This is a genomic window from Desulfobulbus elongatus DSM 2908 (genome assembly GCF_000621145.1).
Taxonomy (GTDB): domain Bacteria; phylum Desulfobacterota; class Desulfobulbia; order Desulfobulbales; family Desulfobulbaceae; genus Desulfobulbus; species Desulfobulbus elongatus.
In genome coordinates this window covers 24,099-43,313 of record NZ_JHZB01000020.1, presented here as the reverse complement: position 1 = coordinate 43,313, position 19,215 = coordinate 24,099, and the positions used below count along the sequence as shown (strand labels likewise).

At 65.7% G+C, this 19,215-nt stretch carries 14 protein-coding genes; 3 read left to right on the top strand and 11 right to left on the bottom strand.

The window, feature by feature from the left end; genetic code table 11:
- Positions 1 to 92: 92 nt before the first annotated feature.
- On the top strand, positions 93 to 740 hold the full coding sequence (locus tag Q362_RS0111155; RefSeq protein WP_028318760.1) for a metallophosphoesterase: 648 nt from the start codon (positions 93 to 95) through the stop codon (positions 738 to 740).
- Here Q362_RS0111155 and Q362_RS20280 read toward each other — a convergent pair.
- Genes Q362_RS20280 through Q362_RS0111120 form a run of 7 tightly spaced genes read right to left on the bottom strand, consistent with a single transcriptional unit; the run spans position 731 to position 11,232 of the window.
- Positions 731 to 3,418, bottom strand: a complete 2,688-nt coding sequence (locus Q362_RS20280; RefSeq protein ID WP_051554152.1) for a PEP/pyruvate-binding domain-containing protein — start codon at positions 3,416 to 3,418, stop codon at positions 731 to 733. The two genes, Q362_RS0111155 and Q362_RS20280, sit on opposite strands and share 10 nt — an antisense overlap.
- Positions 3,405 to 6,050 carry a PEP-utilizing enzyme gene (locus tag Q362_RS0111145; RefSeq protein WP_028318759.1) on the bottom strand — a complete coding sequence of 882 codons (2,646 nt, stop codon included), beginning with the start codon at positions 6,048 to 6,050 and terminating at the stop codon, positions 3,405 to 3,407. Before Q362_RS0111145 ends, Q362_RS20280 begins: the two co-directional genes overlap by 14 nt.
- 6 nt (positions 6,051 to 6,056) lie before the next feature.
- Positions 6,057 to 6,476, bottom strand: coding sequence for a response regulator (locus tag Q362_RS0111140; RefSeq protein ID WP_028318758.1), 420 nt, complete (start codon positions 6,474 to 6,476; stop codon positions 6,057 to 6,059).
- A 4-nt stretch (positions 6,477 to 6,480) separates the two neighbouring features.
- Positions 6,481 to 9,054 (bottom strand): PEP/pyruvate-binding domain-containing protein, encoded by a 2,574-nt coding sequence (locus Q362_RS20275; RefSeq protein WP_035216455.1) that lies wholly within the window; start codon positions 9,052 to 9,054, stop codon positions 6,481 to 6,483.
- Between the two features lie 12 nt (positions 9,055 to 9,066).
- Positions 9,067 to 9,840 carry a TIGR02186 family protein gene (locus Q362_RS0111130; protein ID WP_028318757.1) on the bottom strand — a complete coding sequence of 258 codons (774 nt, stop codon included), beginning with the start codon at positions 9,838 to 9,840 and terminating at the stop codon, positions 9,067 to 9,069.
- 1 nt (position 9,841) lies between these two features.
- A complete protein-coding gene (locus Q362_RS0111125; RefSeq protein ID WP_028318756.1) occupies positions 9,842 to 10,780 on the bottom strand; it encodes a TSUP family transporter in 939 nt (312 codons plus the stop codon).
- Positions 10,781 to 10,794: 14 nt separating this feature from the next.
- Positions 10,795 to 11,232, bottom strand: coding sequence for a universal stress protein (locus Q362_RS0111120; protein ID WP_051554150.1), 438 nt, complete (start codon positions 11,230 to 11,232; stop codon positions 10,795 to 10,797).
- Between the two features lie 198 nt (positions 11,233 to 11,430).
- Here Q362_RS0111120 and Q362_RS20270 point away from each other — a divergent pair, with 198 nt between their 5' ends.
- The gene (locus tag Q362_RS20270; protein ID WP_051554148.1) at positions 11,431 to 12,924 is read left to right on the top strand and encodes a sensor histidine kinase; all 1,494 of its coding nucleotides are present in this window, start codon (positions 11,431 to 11,433) and stop codon (positions 12,922 to 12,924) included.
- Positions 12,921 to 14,267 carry a sigma-54-dependent transcriptional regulator gene (locus Q362_RS0111110; protein WP_028318754.1) on the top strand — a complete coding sequence of 449 codons (1,347 nt, stop codon included), beginning with the start codon at positions 12,921 to 12,923 and terminating at the stop codon, positions 14,265 to 14,267. Before Q362_RS20270 ends, Q362_RS0111110 begins: the two co-directional genes overlap by 4 nt.
- Positions 14,268 to 14,273: 6 nt before the next feature.
- Here Q362_RS0111110 and Q362_RS20265 read toward each other — a convergent pair whose 3' ends face one another.
- From Q362_RS20265 to Q362_RS0111090, 4 genes are read right to left on the bottom strand one after another with little or no spacing between them, the layout of a single operon-like run.
- Positions 14,274 to 15,734 carry an efflux transporter outer membrane subunit gene (locus Q362_RS20265; RefSeq protein ID WP_051554145.1) on the bottom strand — a complete coding sequence of 487 codons (1,461 nt, stop codon included), beginning with the start codon at positions 15,732 to 15,734 and terminating at the stop codon, positions 14,274 to 14,276.
- 2 nt (positions 15,735 to 15,736) lie between these two features.
- Complete coding sequence (locus tag Q362_RS0111100; RefSeq protein WP_035216454.1) at positions 15,737 to 17,272, bottom strand: DHA2 family efflux MFS transporter permease subunit; 1,536 nt, start codon at positions 17,270 to 17,272, stop codon at positions 15,737 to 15,739.
- A 2-nt stretch (positions 17,273 to 17,274) separates the two neighbouring features.
- Entirely contained in the window at positions 17,275 to 18,336 is a 1,062-nt protein-coding gene (locus tag Q362_RS0111095; RefSeq protein ID WP_028318752.1) for an HlyD family secretion protein, read from the bottom strand.
- Positions 18,333 to 19,037, bottom strand: coding sequence for a CerR family C-terminal domain-containing protein (locus Q362_RS0111090; RefSeq protein ID WP_028318751.1), 705 nt, complete (start codon positions 19,035 to 19,037; stop codon positions 18,333 to 18,335). The genes Q362_RS0111095 and Q362_RS0111090 overlap by 4 nt, the downstream gene beginning before the upstream one ends.
- Positions 19,038 to 19,215 lie beyond the last annotated feature (178 nt).

Sequence of the window (19,215 nt, the reverse complement as noted above, 5' to 3'; positions counted from 1 at the left end):
CGGCAGGGGCGGCATCGGTGCCTGTTCCCGCAGACGTCGTTTGACTCGCCCCGATAAAGGGCCCGAGCAACGCTTAAAGGAGCGCCCCTGATATGCCGAAGCTTTTCGCCATCGGCGATATCCACGGCTGCCATCGGCAATTACTGTCCCTGCTGGATCGCCTGCCGCTGGACAAGGCGGAAGACACCCTGGTTTTCCTGGGCGATTACATCAATCGCGGCCCGGACTCGCGCAAGGTGCTCGACACCCTGCTCGCCCTGGAGCGCAGTTGCCGGCATGCGGTTTTTCTGAAGGGCAACCATGAACAGGCCCTTCTGGAGTATGCCCTGAGCGGAGAGCCGGAGGGCCTGCACCTGCTGCGGGTCATGGGGGTGGAAACCACGGCCGGAAGCTACGGCGCCCCCCTGCGCCGTCTGCTCGATCTCTCCTGCCTGCCGCCCGAACACCAGCAGTTCCTCTTTGCGCTCAAACTGACCTTCGCCTGGGACGGCTATCTCTTCACCCATGCCGATTACGATCCGTCCGCGCCGCCCGACACCGAGGCCACTTTACTGGCCAGCCGGCGCCTGGCCGGGGAGGATCGCCTCCTCGCCGCCGCGGGGCCGGTGGTGGTGTTCGGCCATCTGCCCTATGCCATGCCCCTGGTCAAGCCGGACCGCATCGGCATCGATACCGGCGCGGTGTACGGCAACATGCTGACCGCGGTTCAACTCCCGGAACGAAAATTCTATCACGCCTGAGCGTCGTCCATCGCCGCCAGGACGACCAGACTGTCGTACTGCCCCGCCAGAAAGGCGTCGGCCAGGCGCAGCGGCACCTCGTCATCGCGCATCGCTCCGTCCAGAAAACGGCTGAAGCCGAACAGCCGGCCGACCATCGCCAGTTGGCCGGCAATGCGTTCCCTGCCGGCGCCGCTCAGGGATGCGGTCACCAGGTCACCGGCCACCGTGGTATAGAAACCGTTGCGCTCGAGCACCTGCTGCAAGAACAGCGCCCGCCGGTGGCTGCGCGCAAGACCCGCGCCGCCGCCCTTGAACCGGAAGCGGATGTAGTTGGCGTGGCTGTCCCGGCCGCAGACCGCGTCTACCATGGCGAAATGGCATTCCACCCGGGCGTTGAGGTTGAGATAGTCGCGGGCGACCAGGGCGTAGTTGCAGGCGCCCACGGGCCGGGCGCCGCGCTGGTCGTGCATGGTGCGGGAAAGGATTTCCGGCAGGGCGCCGAGATCGGCGGGGACGTGCCAGCGCAGGCCGGGCGTGGTCATGCCGTCGCAGAGGGCGGCCAGGGGCGCGGACAGCACGTCGTCCCGGCCCAGGGTGCGGCGCAGGGAAAGACGTCTGCGCCCGGTTCGGGGGGTGGCGCGGCGGATGCCGCCGCCCAGGTCGATCACCAGGAAGGAAAAGGGCACGCCGATGTCCATGGGCCGCAGCAGGCCGCCCGCATCCTCGATGACCTGATCGCCGGCGGAAAACATGGTCAGCACCGCCATCTCGTGGGCATAGCGGACGATGTCGTGCAGGGAGCGGCATTCCGCCAGGGAAAAGGTCGGGCCGTAGGCATCGGTCAGGTTGAGTGCGACGATCCGCTCGCGTAGGTTGTGGCGGGCTGGGGAAAGCGCGAGCGCCGGGGAAGCGGCCGGTTCCGGTCGGCCGGTCTGGCGGCGGGGAGACGAGAGAACCTGCTGCCGCACCGATTCCGGCGCCGCCACCACCAGGCCGTGGTCGGCATCGACCATGAGCCATTGCCGGTCGTGCAGGTCGGCCAGCCCGGTCTGCATGCCGGTGACCATGGGCACGGCGTGCTCACGGGCCACGCAGGCCAGGTGATCGGTGGGATTGCCCATGTCCACCAGGATGCCGGCGCAGTGCGGCAGCAACCGGGCCGCGTCGACAATGCTGTGCGGCAGCACCAGAATGAGCGGCCCTTCGGCGATGGTTTCGGGCAGCCGCTCCTCGAGCCGGTGCAGTTCGGCGACGGAACGGACCAGCCGCACCCGGCCCACCGCCTTGCCGGACGAGGCGCAGAAGCCGGTGCCCAGCGGCGCGGCCGGGTGCGGCGCCTGCGGCCGCTGGCCGGAACCTGCCGCCAGCCGCAGGGGCCGGGCCTGGAGGATATGCAGCCTGCCCTGGACACAGGCCCACTCCACATCCTGAGGCAGGCCTTCCAGCTCCTCGATGGTGCGGCCGATCTCGACCAGCTGCGCCAGCAGCGGCCGGGAGAGCAGGGGTTGGTCCGCCTCCGCCCCGGCGACCGTCTCCCGGCGCAGGCCGCCGGCCGGATCGGGGACTTCCCGCTGGGTTTTGCGGGCGATATGTATGTCCACCCATTCTGCCTCGATAGGGGAGCGGTCCTGTGGCGCAACGCGCAGCGGCCGGTAGAGGTCTGCCGGCGCGGCCCCGCCCACGGCGGTGGTGCCCAGGCCGGGCACGGCGCTGATCAACATGCGGCCGCTCTCCGGTTGCGAGGGATCGACCGTGAACAGGACCCCCGCCGTCTCGGCCGCCACCATAACCTGCACCAGGACCGCCAGATCGAAATCAAAGGGCGGCAGGCCGGCATTGATGCGGTAGGCGATGGCCCGAGTGCTGAAGCCGCTGGCGATCACCTGACGGCAGGCGGCCAGCAGCGCCTTCTCCCCCCGGACATTGAGCAGCGAGGTGAACTGGCCGGCAAAGGAATGCTCGATGTCGTCCTCCGCCGCGCCGCTGCTGCGGACCGAGACCGCAAGCGATGTTGTGGCATCGTCCCCCTCGGCCTCGGCCAAGTGCCGGTAGGCGTTCGTCACGGCAATCACCATGTCTGGCGGCAGCGGAGCGGCGAGGACCAGTTCCCGGATGCGGGTTGCGGCCGCCGGAACGGCTAGGCGCCCGATTTCCGCCTCGTGCAGCAGGTGCCGGAGGCGCTCGGCCAGTTGGCCGCCGCGGAGAAAATTTTTGCAGGCCCGCACCGTGCAGACAAAACCGTTGGGGACCGGCAGGCCCATCTGCCGCAGGCGGGCCAGGTGAACCGCCTTGGCTCCGGCCTGGAGCAGGGCTGTGGGTTCCAGCTGGTCCAGCCCGATGCAGGCCGCGCGCGCCAGGGCTATCTGTCCCAGGTTGCGCAGGTCGGCGTCGATCTGCTCCGCCAGGCGACCATGCAGGGCATAGAGGACTGCGTAGCGGTCGGCGGCCAGCAGGTTGAGGCCATCGACCATCTCGCCGCTCACTTCGATGAATGTTTCGACCGCGGCGCGGACATCGGCGGGTTCGGCCCGGTGCAGCAGGCCGTCTACGGCGACGATCGACTCCAGCGCCCTGCCGTTGTTTTCGAGAAAGACGCGAAAGGCGTGGTAGCGGGCCTTGAGTTCGGTCAGGGCGGCCTGCTCGCGGGCCTGCCGCCGCTGTTTGAACCGGCGCAGCACGGCATCAACGAGCTTCATCGCCGCCTCCTGCGCGCGCCGCCGGATGGGGCTGGCGGAAGGCCGTGAGAAAGGTGGCGGCAAAATCGGCGAAGCGGTCCTCGATATCCGCCTCGCTGCGCATGTTGGTGTCCTGCTGGCGGGTCGAGGCGGTCAGGGCGCCCAGGGCAACGAGCGCCTCCTGAAGAATGGCGGTGTCCGCCAGCTTGAGGCGGGCGGTGACCAAATCTCCTTTGATGGCGGTCTTGAACTCCATGGCGGCCAGCACCCTGGCGATGAACCGCGCCCGCCGGTTGCGCCGCTCCTGGTCGGCAAATCCGCCGGCGAACCGGAAATAGACGAAGTTGCGGCTGCTGTCCTCGCCCAGATAGGCGTCGATGACACTGAAGTGATAGCCCATGCGCAGGCTGAGGTTGAGGTATTCGGCGCCGATGATGGCCAGATTGGCCCCCAGGGTGTCGGCCGGCGCGGCGAGCAGCCCCACGCTGCGGGGCATGCCGGCCAGGATGTCGCGCATCCCCAGGCTGGGGGCGGCGGTGTCCCAGGCCTGGGGAGCGAGCAGACCCCGGAGAAAGGCGGCAAGGGGGAGGGAGCCGATCTGCTCCGGCAGGGGATTGGGGGCGGCCTGCGGTTGGATGCCGCCGCCGATGTCGAGGAGGCGGATATCCATGGGCAGCCCCAAGGCCAGGGGGCGGATGCACAGGGCGCCCAGCTCGTGCCGCCGCTCCTGGAAATGGGCCAGTTCGTCCACCGCCATCTCGTGGCAGAAGTGGATGATGTCGTGGAAGGTGCGGCAGCCCTCGGCGGAAAAATCTGGCGCCTCCGGGTTGACCAGGTTCAGGGGCTGGATAAAGCGGAGCAGGCGGCGCAGCATCCGGTATTCCCGGTCCTGGGGGGTGAGATCCATGGGCTGGGCGCCGTATCGCAGCAGCTCTGCGACCGCGCCCGCGTAGACCGTGGCCTCGCCGCCATCGACCGTGACCTCGGTGCCGGGAGGCAGCAGGGCGAGGGCGGCGGGCAGGCCGAAGACGGCAGGCAGGCGGAGTTCCCGCGCCACCGTGGCGAGATGCCCGGCCGCCGAGCCGAATTCGGTGACCAGCGCCGCGGCGCGGTGCAGTATTGGGGTCAGGTCGGGCGAGGCGGTCCTGGCCACCGCCACCGCGCCGGGCGGAAAGGTTTCCGGGTCCGTGGCCTCGTTGACATGGACCACCGGGCCCGCACCCACGCCGGCCTGGCCGGACTGCCCGCCCTGGCAGAGGACGACCGCCTCGGGTGGCTGGCCGGCGGCTGGCGCGGACTCTGCCCCGGCAGCAATGGCCAGCGGCCGGAGCCGGACGATCCGGCAGGCACCGTCGGCCCAGAGCTGCCAGTGGATGTCCAGGGGCGCGCCGAAGAGCCGTTCCAGGAGCATGGCTGTTTTGGCGAGCGCCTGCAATAGGCCCGGTGCAAGGAGGGCGGAACCCCGGCTCAAATGCGGCTGGTCGCCCGCCGCATCCGAGGCGCGCCGCTGGTCGGCGAACCGGTGGCCGTTGGGCCTGGGGGCAATGCGGGATTGGAGCAGCGAGAAGGGATGGGTCCGCCGCAGCAGGTAGGTGTCACCCGCTGCTCCGTCCGCCGGCGCGGCGTCAACGACCAGGCCGTCCGTTGCCGCCAGCGCATCGTTGCTGCCGACGCGGGTATGGATCGTGCCTTTAAGCAGCGCCTCGGGCTGGGGGCAGACAAAGAGGCAGAGGTTGGCCAGGCCGGATTGGTCGGTCGCATGGATGGCCGCAGCGTGGGCGATCTGCTCGAGGGCGTGGGCAAGAAGCGCCACGACCGCGCCCGCCTCCGGCTCCTGGACCGCGTTGCCGCTAGACTGGCGGTCGTCGGCCAGGACAATGCGGCTGTTGGCCGGCACAAGCGGAACTTCGCCGCGCAGGGTTGCAATCAACGCTTCCCGGCGCTCGCCGTCCACGTCGATCCGGCAGCAGCCGATCTCGCGCAGCGGCTGCTCGTCCCCGCCGACCAGGGTCAGGGTGGCGGTCAGGGCCGCGCCGGCACACCGTTTGGTCAGGTTGCGCAGATGGTCGGTCAGGGCGGCCCGCGTCTCCCCGGCGCGCTGACCGTCGTCCGCCCGTGCCCCGGAAGAGGGAGGAACATTGCCGGCCAGGGCGCGGAGTCCTTCGGCTGTGACGACAAAGCCGTCGACCGGGGCGATTCCCGGATGGTTGCGCAATTCGGCCAGGCACACCAAGTCCATGCCCACCAGCGGCTCGTGTTCCCAGCCGATGGCGTCCAGGGGCAGCACCGCCTCGTCGGCCAGGGCATGCACGTTGTTGGCGAGGATGTCGTCCAGCAGGGTGCGGATTTCCTGATAGCGGTCGTACAGGGGGACATGGCGGTTGGCGGTCAGGGCGTTGAGGCTGTAGGCGACGTGGTGCACCCGGTTGGCGATGGTGCTGACCGAGGATTCCAGAAAGGCGCGGTCAAAGATGTATTCGCCGCCCAGGGCCCGTTCCATCTTGGCCATCTCTTCGAGGACGGCATTGTTGAGCGTCAGGATCCGCTTGAAATTGTTGAACAGGGCGTGCAGGCGCCAGAGGTCGATTTGCGGGCGTTCGCCCTCCTGCGGCGCGGTCGGCCGGCCGGCCCATCTGCGGATGGCGGCGAACATGCCGGGCTACCGCTCGGCTTCGGTCGGCAGGCCCCGGCGCTTGTCCTCGATCCGCTTGACGCAATCGAGGATGTCCCGCAGTTTGAAGGGCTTGGCGATGAAGTCGAAGGCGCCTTTGCGGTAGGATTCCTTGGCGGTTTCCAGGGTGGCGAAGCCGGTGATGACGATCACCTGGGTGTCGGCCGCGGAATCCTTGGCGCCGTTGAGGATCTGCATGCCGTCCGCCCCCTCCATTTTCAGATCGGTGACGACCACATCGAAGCGCGCCTCCCGCAGACGGGCGAGCGCGGCGTTGCTGTCGGTGAAGGTTTCCACCTCGTGCCCCATTTTCTGGAAGGCCGGCTTGAGCCGCTTGCAGACGATGGGCTCGTCGTCCAGGATCAGAATCCGCAGCGGGGCCGCTGCGCCGTCGGTTGCCGTTGTCATCCCGTCATCCTCCCGTCCGTTCCTGTTCCTGCATGACCTGAAGGAAATGCGCTACATGGTGGTCGATATCGCTGTCGGCGTGCATGCGGACGTCCAACTGCCGGGTGTAGCCGATCAGGCCGCCCAGCATCCGCATCCGTTGAACCATGCGCGGCAGCGAGAGCTTTTTCAGCCGGCCGACCACCAGATCGCCATGCACCTCGACCCGAAAGTCGTACCGCGCCAGCACCTTGGCGATGAAGGCCACCCGCCGCGACCGGCGGATGAACCCCGTCACCCCGCCCAGGAAACGGAAATAGATAGAGTTGTCGTTGACCGCCTCCGCGAGGTAGGCGTCGATAATGGTGAAATGATAGCCCAGCCGCATGTTGATGTTCATGTAATGCGCCAGCACCACCGCCAGGTTTCTGCCGATTGCGCCGGGGCCGGACAGCGAGGCGGGAACGGTGCGGGTGAAGCTCGACATGAAACTGCCCAGGTCCACCGCCACCGGCTCCGTGCACCACATGCCCATGCCGGCCATGCCCTGGAGCAGCTCCCGCAGCGGCAGGCAGGCGATCTGCTCGACGGTGAGGGTCGGCGATTCCGGGGCGCAGGTCGTGCCGCCGCCGCCGTCGATTACCATCAGCCCCAGGGGTAGCCCAGTTTCCAGCCGCTTCGGCGCGGAAAGGTGCCGGGCTCCCTGCTTTTCGCTGAGATGAATCAGTTCCTCCACCGCCTTTTCATGGATGAAGCGGGTGATGTCGTGGTAGGTGCGGCAGGCCGCCGGGGTAAAGCCCTCGCTCTGCGGATCGAGCAGGTGCAGGGGGCTGATGCATTTGAGCAGGCGCCCCAGCAGCCGGTATTCGTAGGAATCCTCGAACACCTCCTCCTCGATCAGCTGGAAATGATTCAGCGCGACGATGATGCCACGATACACGATATTCTGGGTGGCATCCAAGGTGATTTCATCGCCGGTGCGCAGAAGCGAGGTGGCGACTTCGGTATTGACCAGGGTCGGCAGCCGGTATTCGCGCGCCAGGGTGGCCATGTGGCCGGTGTGCGAGCCGACATCGGTGATGATGCCGCGGGCGATGGGCATGACCGCGGCATAGCGGGGCGAGGTATAGCGCGACAGCAGAATGGCGCCGTAGGGAAAGGCAGCCAGATCCTCGTCGTTGTCCACGCGATGGACCCTGCCCACCGCGATGCCCTGCTGAACGACCAGCCCTCTGCCGGAAAAGACGATTTCCGCGTCGCGGGTGGCCTCGACGAGTTCCCGGCCCGGAACGGCAGCTTCTTCCTGCAGGCGGAGCGGCCGCGACTGGAGAATGGTGAGGGTGCCGCCGGGGCCAAAGGTCCACTCGATTTCCTGAGGCCGTTTGTAATAGCGTTCGATGCGCATGGACGCACGGGCGAGCGTCGCCATCTGCTCCGGCGTCATGCTGGCGGCCCGCTGGAGATGCCCGGGCACCGCCTGCCATTCGGTGCCGCCATCGGCTGCTGGCACCAGTTGCCTGGGTTTGTCGGCAATGGCGAGGTCAAGCAGCGGATAGGGCGGCTTGCGGCCGAGCACCATGGTATCGGCGGGCTGGTCGCCCTGGACGATCGGGGCGCAGAGGCCCCAGGAGGCATTGACCAGCATGGCGCCGTCGGCGCGATGCGGGGCATAGGTATGCAGCACGCCGCTGGCCGGCCCCTCGATCACCACCTGGCAGCCCACCGCCATGGCGGTCTCGCTTTCGTGGAAACCTTTGCTCAGGCGGTACTGCCAGGTCTCGAACGAGTAGGCGCTGGCCACGACCCGGCGGTAGGCGTCGATGAGCCGGTCGCGGCCGACATTGAGCACGGATTGGTACTGACCGGCAAAACTGCTGCCGCCGTCTTCGCCCCAGGCGCTGCTGCGCAGGGCGACCAGGAGACGGCGCTGTCCCTGCCGCCTGGCCAGGTCGTCGAAGGCGGCCAGAATCCGCTGACCGAGCCGGCGCGGCAGGGTCGCCGCCAGAATGCGCTGCTGCATTTCTTCGGCCAGGCGGCGCAGGGCGTCGAGGTCCTGATCCCGCCAATACTGTTCCGCCGCCTCGGTCCTGGCGAAGAGGTTGTTGCGCTGGAAGAAGTCGAAAAAGGTACGGGTGGTGATGACAAAGCCATCCGGCGCGGCCAATTCCAGGCGGTTGCGGATATCGCCCAGGGTAGCCATCTTGGCGCCGACCAACTCGCTCTGCTCGTGGCCGATGGCCGCCATGTCCAGAATCGGTTCGCCGGCGGTCAGGATGCGGTGGCCGGCGAGTTCCTCCTGGATGGCGAAGCGGATTCGTTCGAAGGCGAGAAAGAGATCGGCGTTCTGGTGCTGATTGAGAATGCTGTAGTCGGAGATCAGCTTGAAGACATGATCGCCCAGCTTTTCCGAAACCTCGACGAGATAGTGGCTGTCAAAAACATACTCGCCTCCCAGCTTGTCCCCCATGTCTGCCATGAGTTCCAGGATGAGGTTGTTGCGTTCGAGGATGCTCTGGAATTTCTTGAAGAGCACCGTGAACGGCAGCACATCCCGTTGGGGACGCCAGAAGGCGAGTCGTCGCATGAGGCCGCTGGCCATGCCATCACCACGTCAATGGGCACCCTTGCTCTGGAAGACGAGGCCGATCGCCAGGCCGCTGACAATGGCGATCACCGTGGCCATGACGCCGTACAGCGCGCTTTTCTGGTAGGCCAGTTCGCTCAGCCACTTGGGAAACCCGGCCAGGGCCGCGGTGATCGTGGCGCTGGTACTGCCGACCACGGCGTTGTCCCGCAGGGCGATGGCCTCCACCTGATACGTGCCCGGTTTCAGCGAGGAAGGCATGCCGACGCGGGCGGTGAAGGGCTGCATCCCGCCCTGCTCCGGTCCCAGGGAAATACCCTCGGCACCTTCCCGGTACAGGCCTTCCCTGGACTTGAGCAGCAGCAGTTCATGAGGGATATCGACGGATTGATCGCCACCCTGCTGTTCCACGCCGATCGCCTTGGTCAGGGCGTCGAGGCGGAAGGATGCCGCCACCGGACCCAGTTGCGCCAAGGGGCGGCTGGCGGCGATCAGGCAGACAGAGGGAACATTGCTCAACGTCACCTTGCCGACATTCATCCACAACAGGCCGAAGACCTTGCCCTTTTCCCGCAGATGCAGCTCGCCGGGCGTGCCGGTCACCCGGACCAGTACATCCGCGCCGGTGGGCACGCTACCGGTTACCGTGAGATCGACGCCACTGTACTGCGCGTCCATGACGATGCTGGCCGGGGTCACATTCAGGGTGTTGGCAGGTCCCGCCGCCGCGAGGCAGGGAACGGCCGCGAGCAGGGCCGTCAGGGCCAGCCGTTTGAAAAAAACCGAAACCGTGGGTCGCATGTCAATGTCCTCCCGCGTAGGTGAGCAGAATGTCCGGCCGGGCCAGCAGGTCGTAGAGCATTTTCACCATGACGACGAGGACCAGCGAGGCCAGCAGAATTTTGAGATGTTCGCCGCCCAGCTTCTTGCCGACCTTGGCGCCGAGCTGGGCGCCGATGGCCGAGCCGAGCAGCAGCAGCAGCGCGAGGATGAAATCCACGGTGTGGTTCTGCGCGGCCTGCATGACCGTGACGTTCATGCAGGTGAAGAGAATCTGGAACAGGCTGGTGCCGACGACCACATGCATGGGCATGCGCAGCAGGTAGACCATCACCGGGACCATGATGAAACCGCCGCCGACGCCCATGATGGCGGCCAGCACGCCCACCAGCATGCCGAGCAGGAACGGCATCATCACGGACAGGCGGATGCCGGAGCGTTTGAAGTCGAGCTGTAGCGGCATGGTGCGCATCATCCGGGCGTACAGGGATTCGCCCCTGGGCGATTCGCTCCGGCCTGCCGCATCGGAGGACTTGCGCATGGCCTGCAAGCTCTCCAGAAACATGTAGCCGCCGACAAAGCCCAGCATGAGCACGTAGGTGATGCTGATCAGGAAATCGGCGTTGCCCATGCGGCGGAGCACGGCGATGATCTGCACTCCCAGGGAGCCGCCGACGATGCCGCCGACCAACAGCAGCAGGCCCATCTTGATGTCCACGTTGCCCTGGCGGAAATGGGCCAGGGTGCCCGAGGTCGAGGCGCCGACGATCTGGTTGGAATCCGATGCCGCCGCCACGGTCGGCGGAATGCCCATCATGATCAGCAGCGGGGTCATGAGAAACCCGCCACCGACGCCAAAGATGCCGGACAGCAGGCCGACGACGCCGCCAAGACCGAAAATCGCCAGGCAATTGACACTGGCGCCGGCGATGGGTAGGTACAGACTCATTGAAAGACTCATGTGCTCCTCTTGTGTTATTCAGGTATGTTTTTGATCGGTGCCACGATTTCCATCGTGCACATCAGGCGATGACGGAGGGCGCGCAGCGCCGCGACTTCCCTGGCCGCCAGGCGGGCCTCCCTTTCCCTCGCTTCATGGATCAACAGCGCCACCTTGTGCTGGGCGACGAAGGTGATCACCTCCTCTTCATACTGACCCTCCGTCATGAAATAGTTGATGGCGATGCCTTCGCTCTTCGCGGTTTCCAGGAGCAGTTCCAGCCGTTTCCTGATGGCCTCGCCTATGCCGTCGTCCCGGTCGTCTCCCTTGCCGGGAGACGGCGGCGCGACCAGCAGCACGTTGAGATCGACCTGGACCCGCTTGGCCAGGGAGCAGGCATGGGAAAGCGCTGCCCATGCCCCGTGCCGGCCGTCAATTGCCACCAGAATTTTCTCCATGTTCCCCCGGTGCATTTCTCGTCTGCTCTGTGCAGAGCAAGCATGGTGCCAAACGAAGCGACTTTGAATATTCTGTATTTTCAAGTTGTTGCAAAAAAGAAGATGGGTGTGCCCGGTTTTTTCGTTTCATTATGGAATAAAATTGCATATTGTTGCCGATGTTTGTTTCAAAATGAAATGAACGAAAGAGCCGACTGCGACGGGAGGAACAGAATGGAGACCTGTGTGGGAAAATGGGGGCGGCAGGTGGTGGGCGCCGGCAGCCGGCTGATCAACCCCGGCTCGATCAAGGGGAAGATCTTTATAGTCTTTTCGGTGGCGTTTGTGTCGATTGCCGCGCTCGCCGGCCTCAACCAATGGAACCTCATGACCCTCAGGGCGCGGTTGCTGCTCAGCGAGCGCTACGACGATCTGCTCAACAACATTCTCGAGGTTCGCCGCTTCGAGAAAAATTTCCTGATCTACGGCGATCAGCACAGCCTGCTGGAAAGCAAGGGGTATCTCGAGCGCATCGACGAGCTGGTGGAAGAACTCTCCACGGATCTGACGCAACTGACCAGCCAGCGCTCCTTTCAGGAGTTCAAAGGCAATCTGCACAGGTATCGCGGCATGGTCGAGAGCCTCAGCGCCGATGCCAAAAGTTCGCCGGAAGCGCTGCGCACCATCGGCAAGCAGCTGACCGACGATGCCGATCATTTCCGCGAACTCAAGCGCACGCGCATCCATGCCGCCATCCTGCGCATCTCGACGCTGCCTTTCGCGTTTTTCGCGATCCTGCTTTCGCTGATGATCCTGGTGGGCTGGCTCATTTCCCACGGACTGCTGCGCCCCTTGAACGTGATCGTGAAGACCACCCGCTCGGTGGGACGCGGCGATTTCAGCCCGATCCGCTACGATGGCGTGCCTTTGGAGGAAATTTCCGGCCTGATCGAGGCCTTCAACCACATGGCCAGCGAGTTGGAGGCGCACCAGGAAGACCTGATCCAAGCCCGGAAAATCGCCGCCATCGGCACCTTCACCGCCGGCATTGCCCATGAGCTGAACAACCCGATCAACAACATCGCCCTGACCGCGGAGAGCCTGCAGGAAACACTGGAGGAGCAGGCGGAGCCGGACACCATGGAAATGCTCGACGATATTCTCGATCAGGCCCGGCGGGCGGCGGACATCGTCAGGAACCTGCTCGACTTCAGCCGCACCGAGAAGCCGGTGTTCAGCGAGCTTGCCCCGGAGCAGATCCTCACCAGCAGCATCAACCTGGTCAAGAACCAGTTCAAGATCGTGGGCCTGCAATTCGAGACCTCAATGGCCGAGGGACTGCCGCGCATCCGCGGCAACCTGGGCAACCTCCAGCAGGTGTTCACCAATCTGCTGCTCAATGCCATCCAGGCCACGCCCCAGGGCGAAACCATCCGCATGCGGGTCGAGTATGCCGACAACAGGCCGGGGTTCATCAGCTTTGCCGTGCAGGACAGGGGCGAGGGCATTCCGCCGGATATTCAGCATAAAATTTTCGAGCCCTTTTTCTCGACCAAGGAGGTCGGCAAGGGCACGGGGCTCGGGCTGGCGGTGAGCTACGCCATCGTCAAACGGCACGGCGGCCGGATCGAGGTGAGCAGCGAGCCCGGCCGCGGCACCACTTTCACCGTGCTGCTGCCCCATGTGGCCGGCCCCGTTCTCAGCGATCTGCCGTGGGGGATCATATGACCAAGCTGCGCCTGGCCATTGTCGACGACGAGGAGATTGTCTGCCGCCGCCTGAGCCAGGCGCTGGCGCGGGAGGAATTCGAGATCGAGCCGTTCATCATGGGACGTTCCTTTTTGGAACGCATGATGCAGCAGCCCTTTGACATCGTTCTGCTGGACCTGCGCCTACCGGACATGGACGGCCTGGACATCCTCAGCCGTATCAAGAAGCTCCGTGCCGAAACCGAAGTGATCATCGTCACCGGCTACCAGAGCGTGGAGACGGCGGTGGAAGCCATCCGCAAAGGGGCGTTCCACTACATTGCCAAGCCGGTCAACCTGGCCGAGATTCGGCTCTTGGTGAGGAGCGTGCAGGAAAAAATCGCCATGCGCCAGGAGAACCAGCGGCTGCGGGAGGCGCTCAAGGGCGATTCGGGCCTGACCGCGATCGTCGGCACCAGCCCGGTGATCCAGGAACTGTTTGCTCTGATCCGCAAGGTGGCCCCGGTGGACTGCAACGTGCTCATCCAGGGCGGCAGCGGCACCGGCAAGGCCCTGGTCGCCCGCGCCATCCATCAGTTGAGCCCGAACAAGGACCATCCCTTCGTGGCTTTCAACTGCGGCGGCTTCACCGACGAACTGATCAACAGCGAACTGTTCGGCTACGAACGCGGCGCCTTCACCGGAGCGGCGGCCACCAAGGTGGGCCTGTTGGAGTCCGCGGCGGGCGGCACGGTGTTTTTGGACGAGATCGGCGAGATGCCGCTGGCCATGCAGGTCAAGCTGCTGCATGTCATCCAGGAGCGGCGCATTCTGCGGGTGGGCGGCACCAAGCCCATCGAACTCGATATCCGCATCATCGCCGCCACCAACAAGGACCTCAAGCACGAGGTGGAGATCGGCGCCTTCCGCGAGGACCTCTATTTCCGCCTCAACGTGGTCTCGATCGCCCTGCCGACGCTGTCCCAGCGGCGGGAGGACATCCCCCTGCTCGTGCGCTTCTTCATCGAGAAATACAGCCTCGCCTTCCATAAGCAGGTGACCGGAATCGAACCGCAGGCCCTGGATATCCTGTGCAATTACAGCTATCCCGGCAATGTGCGCGAGCTGGAGAACATCGTCGAGCGGGCCGTGGCCCTGACCGACGGCCGGGAGATCGGCCCGCAGGATCTGCCCAAGGACCTGCAGAACCTCGAATTCGACACCCTGGAAGGCGGCGGCATGCCGACCCTGGCGGAGATGGAGCGCCGCTATATCGCCAAGGTGCTGGCCGACACCAACCGCAACAAGGGCGTCACCGCCCAGATCCTCGACATCCCGCGGACCACGCTTTGGCGCAAGCTCAAGGCCTACGGTCTGGAATAGCCGGCCTCAGCGCGCAGCGGTTGCCTCGGTGGCCTGCGGCTGGCCGCCGCCCAGGGCGAGATAGAGGAGGGCCGTGTCCTGATAGCGGCGAATCCGGGCCTGGGCCAAGCCCAGACGGGCCTGGTTGGAGAGCCGCTCGGCGTCCAGCACCTGGAGCACGCCGATATTGCCGGCACCGTAGCTGAGCCGGGCCAGGCGCAACGATTCCTGGGCCGTGTCCAGGGCATGCTGCTGGGCCTCGACCTGCTGGGCATCGTGCTCCAGGGCCTTGAGCACATCCGCCACCTGGGCAAAGGCCGCGAGCACCACCTGGCGGTAATGGGCCAAGGCCGCGCGACAAGCCTGTTCGGCGGCGCGTTTTTGGGCCAGCAGGCTGCCGCCGTTGAAGATCGGCGCGGTCAGATGGGCGCCGAAATCGAAGGTATGGCTGGACGACTCGAACAGCGATCCCACGGTCAGCGACTCCTGCACCGAGTCGGCGCTCAGGGTCAGGCTGGGATAGAGTTGGGCCGTGGCCACGCCGATGGCGGCGGTGGCCGTGTGCACCTGGGCCTCGGCGGCCTGGATGTCCGGCCGGACCCGCGCCAGTTCCGAGGGCAGCCGCAGGGGCAGATGCTCGGGCAGGGTAAAGGAGGTGAGCGCAAACGGCGGCGGCTGCCAGTTTGCCGGGGATTGCCCGACCAGGAGAGCGAGCGCATGCTCGGCCACACTCAACTGCTGGCGCAGGGGCGGCAGCAGGGCCTGATCGCTGGCCAGTTGGCTGCGGGAGCTGAGCACGTCGGTTTCGGTGGCGGCACCCGCTTTGCGGGAGATTTCAACCAGTTCTTCGTTTTTGCGGTCATCGGCAATGATGTCTTCCAGGACCGCCAACTGCTCCCTGGCCGAGGCCAGGACCAGGGCCTGATCCATCACCTGGCCGGTGAGGGCCAGGCGGGCGGCGTCATACCGGTAGCGCTCAGACTGCGCCAGGGCGCCCTGCCGCTCCACCGCCCGCCGTTCGCCGCCGGCGAAGTCGAGCAGATAGCTGATCCGCGGCCCCAGGGTGTAGGCGGTAAAAGCGGGGATGGTGACGTCGGGGCCCAACTCCGCCACGCCGAACTTCTGCCGCCCGGCGGAACCGTCGAGCGTCACCTGCGGCCAGAGGGCTTCGCCGGTAACGGCCCGCAGTTCCTCTCCGGCCCGGGCCAGGGTCGCCTGGGCCTCCTCCAGGCTGTTGTTGCTCTGCAGGGCCTGAGTCATGACCCGGTCCAGGGAAGAAGAGCGGAAGGAGCGCCACCATGCGGATTCCGGTTCATGGCCTACGCTCACCACCTGGCCGCCGTGTGGGCCGGTGTCGCCATCGGCGGTATAGGCCGCGCTTTGCGGCGGCTGGGGCGGCACGTAATCCGGGCCGACCGCGCAGGACGACAGCGCCAGCAGGGCGGCCAGGGCCACGACGGGATGATATACACATCGAAACAGCAACATACTCACTCCATGACCACGGTATGCCCGTGGTCCTCCTTCCGGCCGCGCCGGAACAGCAGCAACAGCGGCGCCATCAGCAGGGTCACCACCATCATCAGGTAAAAATCGTTCAGATAGGCGATCATGCTTCCCTGGCGGGTGACTTCGCCGTTCAGCAGGATCAGGCTGTGCGGGTCGGCCAGCTTGAGGCCGGTGGCGTGCAGGCCGAAATTGCCCTCCGCGTTGTAGGGGAGGACCCGGCTGGCCAGACTGCTGTGCAGCACCTGGATGTTACGGGTCAACAGGGCCTGCACCACCGAGATGCCGATACTGCTGCCGAGGTTGCGCAGCAGGTTGAAAAAGGCGGCACCCTCGGTGCGCAGATGGCTCGGCAGGGTGGCAAAGGCCACGGTGGCCAGGGGGATGTAGACGAAGCCGATGCCGAATCCCTGCATGGCGCCGGAGACGATGACCGGCCATTTGTCCATCAGCAGCGAAAAATGGGCCATCTGATGGAGTGAGGTTGCGGTCAGGGCCAGGCCGATGGCCATCAGGATGCGGATGTCGACCCGGCCGATCACCCGGCCGACCACGATCATCGCCAGCATCAGCCCCATGCCCCTGGGGGCGGTGACCAGGCCGGTGATCAGAACCGGATAATCGAACAGCCCTTGCAGCATCGGCGGCAGCAGAGCCAGGGTGGCGAAGAGGACCACCCCGATGATGAAGATGAAAACATTGCCGACCACGAAGTTGGCGTCGGCGAACAGGGCGGTGTTGATGAACGGCCGCGCGTGGCTCAGGGTGTGAACCAGGAACACGTAGAAGCCGCCGGCGGCGACGATGCCCTCCGCCAGGATCTCGGGCGAGGCGAACCAGCCCTTGAGTTCGCCCCGGTCGAGCATGAGCTGCAGGGCGCCCACGGCCACGGAAAGGGCGATGAAACCGAAGAAGTCGAAGCGCTTGGCGGTGCGGTCACGATTGGCCGGCAGGAAGAACAGCAGGCCGCAGAAGGCCAGGATGCCGATGGGGATGTTGATGTAGAACACCCAGCGCCAGTTGTAGTCCTCGGTCAGCCAGCCGCCCAGCATCGGCCCCAGAATCGGCCCCAGGGTCACGCCGATGCCCCAGAACGACATAGCCCGGCCGTGCTGCTCACGGGGGTTGATGTCGAAGAGGATCGCCTGGGACAACGGCACCAGGGCCGCGCCGCTGATGCCCTGCAGCAGGCGGAACAGCACGATCTGTCCCAGGTTGACCGACATGCCGCACAAAGCCGACGCCACGGTGAAGCCGGCGATGGACAGCAGGAAGACCAGCTTGCGGTCGTAGCGGGTGGCCAGCCAGCCGGTCAGGGGGATGGTGATGGCCGCGGCCACGATATAGGAGGTCAGCACCCAGACCATCTGGTCCTGGCTGGCAGCGAACGACCCTTGCATGTGCGGCAGGGCCACGTTGGCGATGGTGGTGTCCAGCGACTGCATGATCGTGGCCAGCATCACCGAAAAGGTGATCAGGAGCCGGTTGGGCACCGGGGTGAAGGAGGCGGACTTGTCCATGGTCAGCGGCTCAGGCCCAGGCGGCTGTGGCCGGTGTCGACCTCGGCGGTCACGCTCAACCCGGACTGCAAGGCCAGGTTGCCGGCATCCTTGTCCAGTTCGATACGCACCGGCACCCGCTGCACGATCTTGACCCAGTTGCCGGTGGCATTCTCCGGCGGCAGCAGCGAAAACGAGCTGCCGGTGCCGGGGCTGAGGCTGACCACCGTCCCGGAGAGGCTGCGGTCTGCGTGGGCGTCGACCAGGATGCTCGCCTTCTGGCCGGGGCGCATGTGGGCGAGCGCGGTTTCCTTGAAGTTGGCCTCCACCCAGCGGTTGGTGGCGGAGACCAGGGCAAAGAGCGCGGCCCCCTTGGTGATGTAATCGCCGACCTGCAACTGCTCGACCTTGGTGACGATGCCGTCCATGGGCGCCGCCACGGTGGTGTAGGAGAGGTTCAGCCGGGCCTGGTCCAGCTTGGCGTGGGCCGCCTGGACCGACGGATGGTCATCCACCTGGATCTCCGCGTTGCCGCCGAGGTTGGCCAGGGCGGTATCCGCTTCCTGCCGCCGGGCCACGGCCTCCTGCCGGGCGGTCTGCGCCAGCTGTTCGGCCTTCTCCAGCTGGGCCTGGGAGGAAATGCCGGACTCGGCCAGCTTCTTCTGGCGGCTGTAATCCCGCTCCTGGTAGGCAAGCGTGGACTCGGCCGCCCGCAGATCGGCCAGCTTCTGCCGGTAATTGGCCTTCATCGCCACCACCTGCAGCCGCGCCCCCTCCAGTTGCGCCGAGGCTTCCTGTTCGGCGATGGCAAAGGGGCGGGCATCGATCCGCACAAGGACGTCTCCCGTGCGGACCTGCTGGTTCTCCGCCAGGGGAATCTCGCTGATCCGGCCGGAGATATCGGCGCTCACCGCCACCCGCGCCGCCCGGATGTAGGCGTCGTCGGTGCTGACATAGCGGCCGCCGGTGAGATACAGCACCAGGCCGGCTCCGGCCAGAAGAAGCGGCACGCCGTACAGGAGCAGCCGCCGGTGCCGTCCGATCCAGTTCTGTTCATTGTTCAATGCACTCTGACTGGTGTTCATAGTTCGCTGTCCTTGTTGCGATGGGCCGCCATCACGGCCCTGACGTTGTCGGAGACGATCCGTTCGATGGCCGCCATCCGCTCCTCGCCGTACTTCTGCCATCCCATGTGCTGCAACACGGTGACCCGCGAGGATTTGAAAATCACCACCTGCCCGATTAGGGTCTGGGTGATCAGCTTCACCTCCAGGCTGCGGACATCCATGCCGAGGATGACGGCCACCAGCGCCTCGTGCGTCTCGCGCATCTTCTTGATGAAGCCGTTATACAAGCGCTCGAAGCCGCTGGTCGGGTCGAGTTGCTCGCGGATGTAGATCCGCGAAATTTGCGAGCAGTCGTCGCTTTCGCGCAGGACGAAGTGCACCATCAGGCGCATGTACTCGTCCAGCAGGGCAAGGTAGCCGTCGCGGGTGGTCGTCGGTTCGGCCAGGGCCTGCTCGATCCGTTCGAGGCAGGGGCCGAAATGGGTGAGATAGTGCGCGACGATGTGGTCGAGCACCGCATGGTAGAGCCCTTCCTTATTGCCGAAGTAGTAGGGGATGGCGGCAATGTTGACCCCGGCGGCGGAGGCCAGGCGGCGGGTCGGGGCGCTCTGGTAGCCCACTTCGCTGTAGATCTTCAACCCGGCCTCGATCAGTTTCCTGCGGGCGGTGTCGCCGCGTTCCCGGTTGGCGCAGTCCGGCGGTTGTGCGTTGGTATTCATGGTCGTTCCGTTGAAATGATGTACTGGTTGTGTTCGGGAGGACAGGAAAATAAATCAATCGATTGATTTAATCAAGTGCTGAGATAAAAACGGGTGGGAAGAGGGGCAGCGGCCCCGAACAGGGCGTGGTGCGGGAGGAGGGGACGGCGATGCAGGACGCCCGCCGGCGGGCAGGGTG

Excerpts from the sequence above, each read along its gene's own strand:
- Q362_RS0111130 (WP_028318757.1), bottom strand. The coding sequence starts at position 9,840 with ATGCGACCCACGGTTTCGGTTTTTTTCAAACGGCTGGCCCTGACGGCC.
- Q362_RS0111145 (WP_028318759.1), bottom strand. The coding sequence starts at position 6,050 with ATGTTCGCCGCCATCCGCAGATGGGCCGGCCGGCCGACCGCGCCGCAG.
- Q362_RS20280 (WP_051554152.1), bottom strand. The coding sequence starts at position 3,418 with ATGAAGCTCGTTGATGCCGTGCTGCGCCGGTTCAAACAGCGGCGGCAG.
- Q362_RS0111095 (WP_028318752.1), bottom strand. The coding sequence starts at position 18,336 with ATGAACACCAGTCAGAGTGCATTGAACAATGAACAGAACTGGATCGGA.
- Q362_RS0111140 (WP_028318758.1), bottom strand. The coding sequence starts at position 6,476 with ATGACAACGGCAACCGACGGCGCAGCGGCCCCGCTGCGGATTCTGATC.
- Q362_RS0111120 (WP_051554150.1), bottom strand. The coding sequence starts at position 11,232 with ATGCACCGGGGGAACATGGAGAAAATTCTGGTGGCAATTGACGGCCGG.
- Q362_RS0111125 (WP_028318756.1), bottom strand. The coding sequence starts at position 10,780 with ATGAGTCTTTCAATGAGTCTGTACCTACCCATCGCCGGCGCCAGTGTC.
- Q362_RS20275 (WP_035216455.1), bottom strand. The coding sequence starts at position 9,054 with ATGGCCAGCGGCCTCATGCGACGACTCGCCTTCTGGCGTCCCCAACGG.
- Q362_RS0111110 (WP_028318754.1), top strand. The coding sequence starts at position 12,921 with ATGACCAAGCTGCGCCTGGCCATTGTCGACGACGAGGAGATTGTCTGC.
- Q362_RS20265 (WP_051554145.1), bottom strand. The coding sequence starts at position 15,734 with ATGTTGCTGTTTCGATGTGTATATCATCCCGTCGTGGCCCTGGCCGCC.
- Q362_RS0111100 (WP_035216454.1), bottom strand. The coding sequence starts at position 17,272 with ATGGACAAGTCCGCCTCCTTCACCCCGGTGCCCAACCGGCTCCTGATC.
- Q362_RS0111090 (WP_028318751.1), bottom strand. The coding sequence starts at position 19,037 with ATGAATACCAACGCACAACCGCCGGACTGCGCCAACCGGGAACGCGGC.
- Q362_RS20270 (WP_051554148.1), top strand. The coding sequence starts at position 11,431 with ATGGAGACCTGTGTGGGAAAATGGGGGCGGCAGGTGGTGGGCGCCGGC.
- Q362_RS0111155 (WP_028318760.1), top strand. The coding sequence starts at position 93 with ATGCCGAAGCTTTTCGCCATCGGCGATATCCACGGCTGCCATCGGCAA.